10 protein-coding genes are annotated in these 12,803 nt (G+C 76.0%); 1 reads left to right on the top strand and 9 read right to left on the bottom strand.

The window, feature by feature from the left end; all coding sequences use genetic code 11:
* Nucleotides 1-38 precede the first annotated feature (38 nt).
* From alaS to JQN84_RS27010, 6 genes are all read right to left on the bottom strand, one after another.
* Entirely contained in the window at nucleotides 39-2,717 is a 2,679-nt protein-coding gene (alaS, locus tag JQN84_RS27035; RefSeq protein ID WP_204961368.1) for an alanine--tRNA ligase, read from the bottom strand.
* Complete coding sequence (locus JQN84_RS27030) at nucleotides 2,714-3,019, bottom strand: hypothetical protein (RefSeq protein WP_067312326.1); 306 nt, start codon at nucleotides 3,017-3,019, stop codon at nucleotides 2,714-2,716. The genes alaS and JQN84_RS27030 overlap by 4 nt, the downstream gene beginning before the upstream one ends.
* Nucleotides 3,020-3,054: 35 nt before the next feature.
* Nucleotides 3,055-3,516 (bottom strand): DUF948 domain-containing protein, encoded by a 462-nt coding sequence (locus JQN84_RS27025; protein ID WP_088647310.1) that lies wholly within the window; start codon nucleotides 3,514-3,516, stop codon nucleotides 3,055-3,057.
* Nucleotides 3,517-3,663: 147 nt separating this feature from the next.
* Nucleotides 3,664-4,263 carry a hypothetical protein gene (locus tag JQN84_RS27020; RefSeq protein ID WP_372446020.1) on the bottom strand — a complete coding sequence of 200 codons (600 nt, stop codon included), beginning with the start codon at nucleotides 4,261-4,263 and terminating at the stop codon, nucleotides 3,664-3,666.
* A gap of 3,218 nt (nucleotides 4,264-7,481) precedes the next feature.
* Nucleotides 7,482-8,981 carry a replication-associated recombination protein A gene (locus tag JQN84_RS27015; protein WP_204927609.1) on the bottom strand — a complete coding sequence of 500 codons (1,500 nt, stop codon included), beginning with the start codon at nucleotides 8,979-8,981 and terminating at the stop codon, nucleotides 7,482-7,484.
* A 75-nt stretch (nucleotides 8,982-9,056) separates the two neighbouring features.
* A complete protein-coding gene (locus JQN84_RS27010; RefSeq protein ID WP_067307861.1) occupies nucleotides 9,057-9,269 on the bottom strand; it encodes a hypothetical protein in 213 nt (70 codons plus the stop codon).
* Nucleotides 9,270-9,398: 129 nt separating this feature from the next.
* Between JQN84_RS27010 and JQN84_RS27005 the strand changes: the two genes are divergently transcribed.
* Nucleotides 9,399-10,142 carry a GNAT family N-acetyltransferase gene (locus JQN84_RS27005; protein WP_204961367.1) on the top strand — a complete coding sequence of 248 codons (744 nt, stop codon included), beginning with the start codon at nucleotides 9,399-9,401 and terminating at the stop codon, nucleotides 10,140-10,142.
* On the opposite strand, the gene JQN84_RS27000 is transcribed toward JQN84_RS27005, so the two are convergent.
* From JQN84_RS27000 to JQN84_RS26990, 3 genes are all read right to left on the bottom strand, one after another.
* Entirely contained in the window at nucleotides 10,113-11,501 is a 1,389-nt protein-coding gene (locus tag JQN84_RS27000; protein ID WP_204961366.1) for an MFS transporter, read from the bottom strand. The two genes, JQN84_RS27005 and JQN84_RS27000, sit on opposite strands and share 30 nt — an antisense overlap.
* Nucleotides 11,498-12,103, bottom strand: a complete 606-nt coding sequence (locus tag JQN84_RS26995; protein ID WP_204961365.1) for an ArsR/SmtB family transcription factor — start codon at nucleotides 12,101-12,103, stop codon at nucleotides 11,498-11,500. The genes JQN84_RS27000 and JQN84_RS26995 overlap by 4 nt, the downstream gene beginning before the upstream one ends.
* A 91-nt stretch (nucleotides 12,104-12,194) precedes the next feature.
* Nucleotides 12,195-12,761, bottom strand: a complete 567-nt coding sequence (locus JQN84_RS26990) for a sugar nucleotide-binding protein (RefSeq protein WP_372446019.1) — start codon at nucleotides 12,759-12,761, stop codon at nucleotides 12,195-12,197.
* Nucleotides 12,762-12,803 lie beyond the last annotated feature (42 nt).

The raw sequence follows: 12,803 nt of genomic DNA, 5'->3' as shown, positions 1-12,803 counted from the left end.
GACCAGCTCGGGTCCGCCCTGGCTCGGGTGCTGTTCCGTCACGCGTCGGCGATCGCCTTCTCGACCGTGAGCAGCAGGTTCGGTGCCTCGGTTGCGGGCAGGCCACCGCCCTGCGCCACGTCCTGGCTGCCCCCGCCACGCCCGGAGAATGCCGCCTTGACCAGGTCGTTCGCCGCCAGGCCACGCCCACGGGCCGCCGCGTTCACGGCCACCACCAGGGATGCCTTGCCGTTCGACCGGGCCGCCACCGCCACCACAGCCGGTCGCGCCGGGTCGATCTTGCCACGGATCTCCTGGGCCAGGGTCCGCACGTCGTTGCCGGCCGCGCCCTCCGGCGCCTCGGTGCCGACGTACGCCACCCCCCGGACGTCCTTCGCCTGCCCGGCCAGCGCCGCCGCCCCACCCAGCACCAACTGGGCGCGGAGCTTCTCCAGTTCCTTCTCGGCGTCACGCAGTTGGGTGACGGTCTGCTCCACCCGGTCGGCGACCTGCTCGCCGGGCACCCGGAACAGCTCCGCCAGCCGGGACACCAGCAGGTGCTCGCGGGCCAGGAAGCCGAACGCGTCCATCCCGACCAACGCCTCGATCCGGCGCACCCCGGAACCGACCGACGCCTCGGAGAGGATCTTCACCAGGCCGAGCTGGGCCGAACGGGCCACGTGGGTGCCGCCGCACAGCTCCCGGGCGTAGTCGCCGACCTCGACGACCCGCACCCGCTCGCCGTACTTCTCGCCGAACAGCGCCATCGCGCCGATCCGCCGCGCCTCCTCCTGGGTGGTGATGAAGGCGTTCACCTCCAGGTCCGCCAACAGCACCTCGTTGACCTGCTGCTCCACGTCGTGCAGCACGCTCGGCGACACCCCGGCCGGGGTGTTGAAGTCGAACCGCAGCCGGCCCGGCGCGTTCAACGAACCCGCCTGGGTCGCCGACTCGCCGAGGAAGTTACGCATCGTCTGGTGCACCAGGTGGGTCGCCGTGTGCGACCGGGAGATCGCCCGGCGGCGGGTCACGTCGATCTCGGCGTAACCGGTCTCACCGGCCCGCACCTCGCCCCGGACCACCTTCGCCCGGTGCACGATCAGCCCCGGCACCGGCTGCTGCACGTCGAAGACCTCGACCTGGCCGGCGCCCACGGTGATCAGCCCCTGGTCGGGCTGCTGACCGCCGCCCTCGGCATAGAACGGGGTGGTGTCGAGCACCAGCTCGATCGTCTCCCCCTCGACCGCCGCGCCCACCGTCGCGCCACCGCGCAGCAGCGCCCGGACCCGGGACTCCCGCTGCAACTCGGTGTAGCCGGTGAACTCCACCTCACCGCCGTCGTCGCGCACCGACCGGTACGCCGACACATCGGTGTGCCCGGTCTTGCGCGCCTGCGCGTCGGCCTTCGCCCGGTTGCGCTGGTCGGCCATCAGCCGGCGGAAGCCCTCCGCGTCGACCTGCAGGCCCTGCTCGGCCGCGATCTCCAGGGTCAGGTCGATCGGGAAACCGTACGTGTCGTGCAGCTGGAACGCCTTCTCCCCCGACAGCGCCGGCTTCCCCGCCGACCGGGTCTCCGCGATCGCCGTGTCCAGGATCGTCGTGCCCGCCCGCAGCGTCGACAGGAACGCGTCCTCCTCGGCGTACGCGTACTGGGAGATCCGGTCGAACTCCTGCGCCAGCTCCGGGTACGACGGGGACATGCAGTCCCGGGCCACCGGCAGCAGCTCCGGCAACGCCCGCTCCTGCCAGCCCAGCAGCCGCACCGCCCGGATCGCCCGCCGCATGATCCGGCGCAGCACGTAGCCGCGCCCCTCGTTGCTCGGGGTCACCCCGTCGCCGATCAGCATCAGCGCGGTCCGCACATGGTCGGCGACCACCCGCAGCCGTACGTCGTCCGGGTGCGACTCGCTGGCCACGTGGCCCGAGTGCGCGCCGTACCGCTTGCCGGTCAGCTCCGCCGCCCGGTCCAGGATCGGCCGCACCTCGTCGATCTCGTACAGGTTGTCGACGCCCTGCAGGATCGAGGCCATCCGCTCCAGGCCCATGCCGGTGTCGATGTTCTGCGCCGGCAGGTCACCCAGGATCGGGAAGTCCTCCTTCCCGCTGCCCGGACCCCGCTCGTACTGCATGAAGACCAGGTTCCAGAACTCCATGTAGCGGTCCTCGTCGACCGCCGGGCCGCCCTCGCGGCCGTACTCCGGGCCCCGGTCGTAGAACAGCTCCGAGCACGGGCCGCACGGGCCGGGGATGCCCATCGACCAGAAATTGTCGGCCTTGCCCCGGCGCACGATCCGCTCCGCCGGCACCCCCACCGACCGCCAGATCTCGAACGCCTCGTCGTCGTCGAGGTAGACCGTCGGCCAGACCCGCTCGCCGTCCAGCCCGTAACCGCCCTCGGCGACCGGCTTGGTGACCAGGTCCCAGGCCAGCGGAATCGCCCCGGCCTTGAAGTAGTCGCCGAAGGAGAAGTTGCCGTTCATCTGGAAGAACGTGCCGTGCCGGCTGGTCTTGCCGACCTCGTCGATGTCCGGCGTGCGCAGGCACTTCTGCACGCTCACCGCCCGCCGGTACGCCGGGGTCTGCTGCCCCAGGAAGTACGGGACGAACTGCACCATGCCGGCGTTGACGAACAACAGGTTCGGGTCGCTGATGGCGGGCAGCGGAGCGGACGGCACCACGGTGTGCCCGTTCGCCTCGAAGTGGGCGAGATACCGCCGCTTGATCTCCGCCGTCTTCATCGCTGGGGTTCCTCCGGAAAGATCTCTCGGTCACCGATGCGCGGGTCCTCCCGCAGCTCGGCGAACTGGTCGTCGAACGCCTCACCGCGGGCGAACGCCTCGTGGATCTCCTGCTCGCGCTCGGCCATCCCGATCCGTACGTCCTCCACGAAGCTACGCAGCGACTCGACCAGACCGCCAGCGGATTCGGACAGCCCACTGGCGATGCCGGCCGGGGTGTACGCCTGGGCCGTCCGGGTGGCCTTGCGGACCACCACCACGCCCACGGCCAGCCCGATACCGAGCCAGAAAAGTCGCCTCATGTCCCCTATCCTCCTGTGCGCCGCCGGCCCGGGGGTCAGCGGTTGCCGCGCCGGGCGGCCCGACGCTGCTGCTTGATGGTGTCGCGCACCTCACGCTCGGTCTCCGCGGTCCGCCGCGCCGACGCGGCCCGGCGCACGCCGTACCCGAAGGCCGCCACCTTCACCAGCGGGTTCGCCGCGGCGGCCGAGACGACGGTGGCCAGGTTCGCCACGTTCGCGGTGACGTTCTGCGCGTGGCTGGTCATCGTGTCGACCTTGGCGAGCTGGAGGTTCACCCCGTCGAGGGAGGTCTGCACCTGCTCCAGGGCCACGTTGACGTTCTTCACCGTGGTGTTGACGTCCCCCAGCAGCGGGGCGGTCTGCTCGTTGAGGTCGTTGATCATCCGGGTCGTCGCGTCCACGGTGTGCCGCAGCCGCAGGATCGGCACCGCCAGCACGAGCACCAGCATCAGGAACGCGCCGGCCGCGATCAGCGCAGCGATCTGTCCACCATCCACGCAAGTCCTCCTCAAGCAGGGTTCCGGGGCCCGACGCCCCGGAACACGCGACCCGGATTCCCGCCGTCGCGGCGTGACCCGCACGGGGTCATCGGAAGCAGGCGGGCCTGCCAGCCCCAGACCCTACCGTCCGTGATGGAAGCCGGCTCAGGATGGTGAGCGTGTCAGATCGCCGAGCGGATCATCGGTGATCGTCGGGAACGGGTCCTCACCGGTCAGTGACGGGTCGGTGCTCGGCTGTGGCCGGGTCCGCTCGTCGTCGATCGCGTTACGGACCTTCACCGAGACCAACGAGCCGGTGCACTCTCCCGCCGCGGGCTCCACCGGGGTGGCCGGCGGCGCCGCCGGGTCCCCGCTGGCCTGCGGTGCCGCACAGGTCGGCTCCCGCACCCACAGGTCGAGGGTCAACTCGTCGCGCCGCCAGCAGGTGTAGCTGCCCTTGGCCGGCTGTTCCGGGCAGCGGGTGACCTCCCACCGCCGCCAGCCCTCCGCCCGCAGCGCCTGCTCGTAGACCCGGGCGGTCTCCTCAGGCGTCCGGTCGGACTCCACCGTGCGCTCCCGCAACCGGCAGTCCTGCAGGCACCATCGGCTGCCACTGACGTTGTCCACCGTCTTGGCCGTCGCCCAACCGGGCACGCCCAACTCGTCAAGGGTGTCGAAGACCGGGTCCCGGCTCAACGTCCGCATCCCGAAATAGAGCGGGAGCGCCCCGAGGAGCACCACGCTGACCAGCACCAGGACTCCCAGCCGCAGCCGACGCCGCTCCCCCGACCGGCGTCGCGGCCCGGTGGACGCGTCGGAGTCGACGTCCGACGCGTCGTCCCCGGCGGCCGGGCGCAACGGCCCGCCGGCCGGGCCGTCGGAATCGGACCGGACCTCCTCCGGCAGGGGCACCCGGGCCACACCCGGCCCGTCGACCCGTCCGGATGGCACGGTGGCGGAACCCGCCGCCCCCGCCCGGTCGGCGGGACGCACCGGCGGAGCGGCCCGACCGACGGGTTCCTCCTGTCGTACGCCCGGCGCGGTGGCCCGGGCCGCCGCCGTCGCGGCGACCCCGGCCGCACCGGCGGGCCGGGCAGCGGCATCGGCCGCCGGGCCGGGCCGCCGGGCCCCCTCCGGCCGCGCCGCACGACGCGGGTCGTCGGCGGGGACGGGTGGACGGGCGGTGCCGGTCGCCGGGCCACCCACCCGCGCGGTGCCGGCTGCGGGGCCGCCCGGACGCGCGGTGCCGGCGGCCGGGTGGGCCGTATCGGAGGCCGGGCCCCCCGCGTGCGCGGTACCGGCGGCCGGGCCGGCCGGGCGGGCGGTGCCGGCGATCGGACGGGCGGTGCCGGCGGCCGGGGCGTCCGGACGGGCGGTGCCTCGCGACGGTGCGCCGGGGCGCGGTGCCCGTGGATCGGGCTCGCCGAGACGCGGGCCACCCGGGCCCGGGACATCGGGGCGGGGGCCGCCGGGCGGTCCCGCCGGGCGGGGAGCGTTCGGGACCGGGACACCCACCCGGGGAGCACCGGAGGTGGGTGCCGGGGCGGCACCGTCCCCACCGGTGTCACCTGACGGGCGTACCACAGGTGGGGACGCCGCGGCACGCGGACCGCCGGCGACCGGTGCGCCGCCGGGCCCCGGCACGGCGGCCGTGGCACCGGTCCGGGGCCCACCGGGCGACGTTCCCCGACCGCCGGTCGAGCCGGACCCGTCCGGACCGCCAGGGCCGTGGGACCGCGGGCCACCCGGCACCGGCGCGCCGCCGGGCACCGGAGCCGAGCCACCGGCGCGGGGACCCGCCCCGGGGGCACCGGGACGAGCGCCCCGGGCCGGGTCCGGCGACGGACCGGCATCGGCGTGGACGCCCCGGGCGGGACGGTCGGGCCCGTGCGGCCCGGGGCCGGCCGGGCGGCCGGGCGTCCCCTCGGGCGGCTGCGGACGGGCCGTCGCCCGGGCGGGACCGGGCTGGTCGGGCCAGGGCGGCCCGGACTGCTCCGGCCGGGACGGCCCGACCGGGGTGCCGGTCGGCTCCGGGCCACCCCGACGGGTGGGGGCGGCCGGGGTGGCGCCCGCCGACGGGTCCGACCGGCCGGGCGGCGGGGTCGACCGGTTCAGCACCCGCAGGGCGGGGTCGGTGTGCGAGGTACGACCGGCCTGGCGCAGCCAGTCGGCCGGACGCTCCGGGCGGTCGCCGCGGGGCCGCTCGGCGGGCGTGGGCGGGACCGTCGGCTGGCCGCCCGTCCCTCCCTCGTCGGGCCGGCTCCGCCGGACCCGTGCCTCGTCGGCGTCCGGACGGGCCCGGGGACCGGGGGCGTCGGTGCCGGCCGGGTACCGCCAACCACCCGACGGCTCGTCGTCGTCGGGGCGGGCCCGACGACCCACTGGCGCGTCGCCGTCAGGGCCGGGCCGGTGGACGGCCGGTTCACCGTCGGGGCGGGCCCGACGGCCGGGTGGTGCGGCGACGTCGGTGGGCGGGCGACGCCGCCCGTTGTCGTCCCGGGCGGCCGGACCGGGCCGGCCGGGTACCGACGGGACCGCCTGCGCACCCGGTGCGGCCGGCGTGACCTCGGGCAGCGGCGGCGCGTTGCCGGTCAGCGGTACCAGCGGCTGGTCCGGCTCGGCCGCACGCCGACGGCCGGCCCGCTCGGCGGCCGGCCGGTCCGTGGGCTCGCGGCCCACGCCGGTCGCCGCGTCAGCGGGACGCCCCGGTGCACCGGGGCCGGGCTCGGTCGGGTCGGGACGCGGGCCCACAGGTGCCACGGCGGCGGCCCGTGGGCCGCCGGCCGACGGGCCGGGCAGCAGCCCGGCACCGGTCGGGGCACCCGCCCCGACCCGGGGGGCACCGCCCGGGTCCACTCCGACGGAGGCGGAGCCCGGACCGGACCTGGCCGGCTCGGCCGGTGCCGCCCGTCGACCTCCCGGACGGTCGTCCGGCACCGTGCGGCGGCTGCGCAGGGGCGGCTCGGCGGGAGTCACGACGCCGGGCCGCTCCTCAGGCACCGCCCGGCCGGCCGGTGGCCCGGCAGCCGGGCCACCGGGGGGTGGGCCGCCCGGGGCCGCACCACCGGGGCCGGCCCGGCCGACCGGAGGGGCCTGACCGGCCTGGGGGGGCTGACCCGGCGGGGCTGCCTGACCGACCGGAGGTGCCGGGCGGCCGGGTCCGACACCGGGAACCGACGCACGGCCGGGGGCCGGGACGGCGGCCCGGACCGGGCCGGCGCCACCGGTGCCGGGGTCGGGACGGGACGCCTCCCCGGGCCGCTGCGGGCCCGGCCGGCCGGGCGGGGCCGGGTCCGGCCACGGCCCCGCACCGGGGCGTGGGCGCTGCTCGGGTGGCGCGGGCCAGCCCGGCCCACGGACCGGCGGGGCGGCCGGACCGGCGGCGGGTGGCGGCCCGTCGGGGTGGGGCGTCGACCGGCCGGGCCGGGCCGGATCGGCACCGGCCGGCACCGGACCCGGCCGGGTCATCCCGGCCGGCGGCGGCTCGACCGGGCCACCGGGCTGCGGCGGGCGGGCGACACCCGGGGCCGCCGGCCCGGGGCGCGGACCCGGTTGACCGGGGAGCGGGGCGGCCGGTGGCCCGGACTGCGGCCGGACGGCCGGCGGTGCCGGCTCCGGGCCGGTCCCGGCAGGCGTCGGGTGCGGTCGGGGATCCGGCTGCGCGGGGCGGGGACCGGCCGGTTCGGGGCGGTGCACCGGCTGACCGACGCGCGGCGCGACCGGCCCGGACTGCGGCGCGACCGCGCCCCGGCCGGCAGGTGGCACGGCCGGGGGCCGCACGGGCGGAACCGGGCCGCCATCCGGGCCGAGTTCGGTGCGCTGCTGCTTGGCCGTACGCAGGTCGTCGATCCAGCCGAAATCCTCGCCGACCGGCTCGGGCGGGGTCTCGTCGCCGCCCCGCCCCCGGCCCCACCGACGTCCCTTGGCGCGGGGTTCACGCCGCTCGTCGGGACCGTCCTGCGGTTGCTCCCCACCTCGCGATGTCACTGCCGAACCTCCCCGGCGGCGTCGCCGCCGTCCTCATCCGCCCCACCGGCGTGCCCCGTACCCGACGGGTGCCGGCCGTTGACCACCGGCACCGGACCGTCGGGGCGCGTCGCCGGGGCGGACAGCCCCCGGACGATCCGGCGCAGCAGGGGCAGCCGGGCGGCCACCGACCGCTCGGCCCCGTGCCCGCTGGGCCGGTAGTAGTCGGTCCCGACGAGGTCGTCGGGAGCGTACTGCTGGGTGACCACCCCGCGCTGGTCGTCGTGCGGGTAGCGGTAACCCGTGCCGTGCCCGAGCCCCCGGGCGCCGGCGTAGTGCGCGTCGCGCAGCCCGCGCGGCACCGCGCCGCCCCGACCGGCCCGCACGTCGGCCATCGCCGCCCCCAGGGCGGTGGTCGCCGAGTTGGACTTCGGCGCGGTCGCCAGATGGATCACCGCCTGGGCCAGGTTGAGCTGGGCCTCGGGCAGACCGACGTACTCCACCGCGTGCGCGGCGGCGGTCGCCACGCTCAGCGCGGACGGGTCGGCCATGCCGACGTCCTCGCTGGCGAAGATGACCATGCGGCGGGCGACGAACCGGGCGTCCTCCCCGGCGACCAGCATCCGGGCCAGCCAGTGCAGCGCGGCGTCGACGTCCGAGCCGCGCATGCTCTTGATGAACGCGCTGGTCACGTCGTAGTGGGCGTCGCCGTCGCGGTCGTAGCGCACGGCCGCCACGTCCACCGCCTGTTCGGTGGTGGCCAGGTCGATCCGGTCGACGCCGAGCGCGGTCGCCGAGGCCGCCGCCGCCTCCAGCGCGGTCAGTGCCTTGCGGACGTCGCCGCCGGCGAGGCGTACCAGGTGGTCCTCGGCGTCGGTGGCCAGGGTGAGCGTGCCGGCGAGGCCGCGCGGGTCGGTCACCGCGCGGCGCAGCAGCGCGCGCACGGCGTCGTCGTCGAGCGGCTGGAGGGTGAGTAGCACGCACCGGGACAGCAACGGCGAAATGACCGAGAAGTACGGGTTCTCGGTGGTCGCCGCGAGCAGGGTGACCGTGCGGTCCTCGACCGCGGCGAGCAGCGAATCCTGCTGGGTCTTGCTGAACCGGTGCACCTCGTCGATGAAGAGCACGGTCTGCGGGCCACCGGAACGGCGCTGGCGGCGGGCGGTCTCGATGACCGCCCGGACGTCCTTGACCCCGGCGGTCAGCGCCGACATGGCCACGAACCGGCGGTCGGTGGCCCGGGCCACCAGGTGGGCGATGGTGGTCTTGCCGCTGCCCGGCGGGCCCCAGAGGATGACCGACAGCGCCGCGCCACCGCCGACGAGCTGCCGCAGCGGCGCCCCGGGCGCGAGGAGGTGTTCCTGCCCCACCAACTCGTCGATGCTCGCGGGTCGCATCCGCACCGGCAGCGGGGCGTCCTGCCCGACCGAGGCGAAGTCGTCGACGCCGACGGAGCCCGCGGGGGCGCTGGGCGCCGCGGCGGGTGCACCGAGGGAGAACAGGGCGTCGGAATCCATCAGGAAGACAGTACCGGGCGCGGCCCACGACGCCGGAATCGCGCCGTGGACCGCGCCCGTTCTGATCCGTTGCGGTCAGCCGCGGCCCGGCCGACGGCCCCGGTACCACCGGCCGCCGCCACCGCCGCGCGGGCCGCTGCCGACGCCGGCCAGGTAGAGCGAGAGCAGCAGCAGGCCGATCAGGACCAGGGTGTTCCAGTTGAACAGGTCGGGAGCGCCGAAGTTGGTGTTGAGCAGATCCAGCAGCAGCGCAAAGCCGAAGACGACGGCCGCGAGGATGGCGAGCATGGTTATGTCCTCCGGTAGGGGGTCCCAGTAGGTCGGCCCGGATGTACCCAAACGGTCGACTCGTCAATCTCCATGGTGGAGATCGGCGTCGGCGGGGTGTCCCACCCGGCCGGGTTCTAGGCTGGTCGCATGATCGACACCGACCGGGAACTCGCCGGCCGGCCGGCTGTCCTCGCCGCCACCGACCACCACCCGTTCGTCCGGCACGCGGTGCGGCTCGACGACGCGCCCCGCGCCTGGGCCCGCGACGGTGCGGTGGCCTGGCTGCTGCCGGCGGCGGGGACCGACCGGGCCGGCGGCGTCCTCGGCCCGGTCGACGCGGCGGTGGAGCTGGTCGCGGCGCTGGTCGCCGACGGGGCCGTCGACCCGGGACAGTACCTGCAGCTGCCCCGGGCCGACCGGGAGCTGCTGGTCGACCGGTTCGCGGCGACCCGGGTCGACGACTGGGACTTCCTCTGGACCACCGCCGCCCCACCCCGGCAACCCGGACAGGAGCGGGTGGTCCGCCTCGGTCGGGCCGACCACCCGGCGCTGGCGGCGCTGATCGACGACGCCTTCCCCACGTCGTCGTCGCGCCCGCAGGACCCGACGGTCGCCGGCTGGTACGGCATCTGGGACGCCGACCGCCTGGTCGCCTGCGGTGCCGACCGCAGTCGCGGCGACGTCGGCTTCCTCGCCGGACTCACCGTCGCCCGCGACCGGCGGGGGCGCGGGCTGGGCACGGCGCTGACCGCCGGGATGACCCGGGCCCTGCTCACCCGGTACGACCACGTCGCGCTCGGCGTCTACGCGGACAACCTGGCCGCGCTGCGGCTCTACCGTCGACTCGGCTTCACCGGCACGCTACGGCGCAGCTCGGTGTGGCTCGGCTGAGGCCGCCGCGCCGCCCGGCGGGACGCCCCCGGCTGGGCCGGTCCCGGCTGCGGCCCCGGCCGGTTCAGCCCCGGGTCCGGCCGGACCGGTCGCCGGCCCGGGTCCGGCGGGCGTGGCCGGGGCGGCCCGGCGACCGGCCCACCAGGCGGGCAGGTAGAGCGGGGCGGCCACCGCCAGCGCGACCGCGCCGACCACCATCGCCGGGCCGACCCCGGAACGGTCGGCCAGGGCGGTGAGCAGCACCGCGCCGAGGGCGAACCCCGGTTGCCCCATCATCGAGTTGAGCGAGATGACGCTGGTCCGGTAGGGCCCGTCGACCTGTCGGTGCAGCAGCCCGAGGTGCAGCGGGTTGGACGCGCCGTGCACGGCGTAGCAGGCCAGGTAGGCGACCAGCACCCCGGCCGGGCCGGCGAGCAGCCCCATGCCGAGCACGGTGACGCCCTGCAGGATCCGCAGCAGCCCGGCGGCGGGCGCGGCACCGAGCCAGCGCAGCAGCAGCGGGGTGGCCGCCGCGCCGGCCGCCGAGACCAGCCAGGCCGCCGAGTTGGCCGGGCCGAGCAGCGCCGCCGCCCGCTCGGGGTCGCCGACCACGTCGGCGAGCCGGATCGGCAGCAGCGACTCGAAGGTGACCATGCCGAAGCCCCAGAACAACTCCACCGACACCAGCGCCAGCAGCACCCGGGAGCGGCGCAGCAGGCCGACCGCCTGACCGACCATCCGGGGCGCCGCCACGACCGAGGCACGCAGCGCGCGGCCACCCCGGGCAGGGCCGGTCTCGACCAGCAGGACCAGCAGGACGACCAGGGCGACGGCCTGGAGGGCGGCGGCGACCAGCACCGGTACGGTCAACGCGCTCACCGGCCCGACCGGACCGAGTGCGATGAGGCCGCCGCTGAGCAGCGCACCGGCGGCGATGGTAAGGCCCGCGACGGTGCCGGCGAAGCCGAGGCCGGGCTCGTAGTCGGCGTCGCGGTCCGCGGCCAGTGTGGACTCGACATACCAGGAGTCGAGCGGGCCGCTGTCGAGCGCCCGGTAGACCCCCTGCAGGGCCCAGACCAGGAAGAACAGTGCGAACGAGTCGGCCACCGCGAACAGCCCGAGCGACAGCAGGCTCACTGCCCAGGCGGTGACCAGGACCACCCGGCTGCCGAGCGCGTCGGCCAGACCACCGGTGGGCAGTTCCAGCGCCAGCACGACCAGGCCCTGGGCGGTGGAGACCAGGCCGATCTGGGACAGCGTCAGGCCGCGTTCCTGCATCAGCAGGATCGTCACCGGGAGGGTCAGGCCGGTGGGCAGCCACCGCAGGCCGTAGAGGGTCAGGTAGCGGAACCGAACCTGGCGTACGGTGAGCGCGCTCATCGGGGCCCGTCCAGCAGCGGGTAGGCGGCCAGGAACACCTGCACCGGGCGGGCCTGCGGATCGGCGGGCGCGTGTTCCGCCTCGCGGTGGTACCGCTCCAGCACCTGCCACACCTCCGCGGTGAGCGCCGCGAGCCGGTCCGGTGCGACGGTCAGGAAGATGTCGCTCATGCCGATCGCGTCCCGCCATGCAGGGGTCGCCTCGTGCTGGGTGGCGAACCAGCGTTCGGCGTGCTCGACGAGCAGGCGCACCTGGTCACCCTGGATCCACTCGATCGCGGCCCGCGCGTCGGGGTCGTCGTCGAAGTCGGTCGGTTCCCAGTTGGTGATCTCGTGGGCCGCCTGCCACCAGCGCTGCCGGCCGGTCCCCCGGTCGGGGTCCTCGGTGACCAGCCCGACCTCGGCGAGCTGCCGCAGGTGGTAGCTGGTGGCGCCGGTGTTGGTGCCGAGCAGTTCCGCCAGGGTGGTGGCGGTGGCGGGCCCCTGCACCCGCAGTGCGCCGAGCAGCCGCATCCGCAGCGGGTGCGCCAGCACCCGTACCTGCCGCTTGTCGATCCGCACCTCGCGCGGCACGGGTCGGGGGGTGGGTCCGTCGTTCGCCATGACCGCACAGTACCTGTGCACAGTTTCTATGCACAAGAGTTGTGCACAGAAACTGTGTAGCACCACCCCGGGACCGGTAGGCAGGACGGGGTCAGCCGGTGAGGAGTTCCACGACTCCGCGCAGTCGGGTCCGGAGCAGACCGGCCGCGCGGGAGGAGTCCAGGCGTACCTGCGCCGGGCGGACCAACCCCGACGACCGCCCGGTGGCGGTGGTCATCCCACCCGGGTCGAGCCCCTCCCGCCGGGCCACCAGCAACCCCAGTTCCGCCCGGCTGACCGCGTCGGGGCCGGCGACGTTGAGCGGCCCGGCATACGACGACGTGGCCAACTCCAGTACGGCGCAGGCCAGGTCGGTCACGTCGACCGGGCAGCGCAGCTCGTCGGTGAACAGGACGGCCCGCCCGGCGAGCGCGTCCCGGCAGAGCTGGATCTGCTTGCTGCCCTCCCCCACGATCAGCGAGGTACGCACCAGCACGGCGGACGGGTCGATCGCCCGGACCGCGGTCTCCGCCGCCGCCTTCGCCGCACCGTAGGCGTGGACCGGGCTGGGCGGCTCGTCGTCGCCGTACGGTTCGGGACGTCCGCCGTGCAGCGCGTCGCTGGACAGGTGCACCAGCCGCGCCCCCGCTCCCGCCCACCACCAGCATCCGCATCCCACCACTCTCCCGTAACGATCAAGAGGTTTGCGTCACCTCGGCGA

Source organism: Micromonospora humidisoli, from assembly GCF_016900955.1.
Lineage (GTDB): Bacteria > Actinomycetota > Actinomycetes > Mycobacteriales > Micromonosporaceae > Micromonospora > Micromonospora wenchangensis.
Note: the sequence above shows the minus strand (reverse complement) of the source record. Positions and strands in the feature narration are given on the sequence as shown.

Coding starts and splice junctions, on each gene's coding strand:
- alaS (WP_204961368.1), bottom strand. CDS start 2,717: ATGAAGACGGCGGAGATCAAGCGGCGGTATCTCGCCCACTTCGAGGCG.
- JQN84_RS27030 (WP_067312326.1), bottom strand. CDS start 3,019: ATGAGGCGACTTTTCTGGCTCGGTATCGGGCTGGCCGTGGGCGTGGTG.
- JQN84_RS27015 (WP_204927609.1), bottom strand. CDS start 8,981: ATGGATTCCGACGCCCTGTTCTCCCTCGGTGCACCCGCCGCGGCGCCC.
- JQN84_RS27010 (WP_067307861.1), bottom strand. CDS start 9,269: ATGCTCGCCATCCTCGCGGCCGTCGTCTTCGGCTTTGCGCTGCTGCTG.
- JQN84_RS27005 (WP_204961367.1), top strand. CDS start 9,399: ATGATCGACACCGACCGGGAACTCGCCGGCCGGCCGGCTGTCCTCGCC.
- JQN84_RS27000 (WP_204961366.1), bottom strand. CDS start 11,501: ATGAGCGCGCTCACCGTACGCCAGGTTCGGTTCCGCTACCTGACCCTC.
- JQN84_RS26995 (WP_204961365.1), bottom strand. CDS start 12,103: ATGGCGAACGACGGACCCACCCCCCGACCCGTGCCGCGCGAGGTGCGG.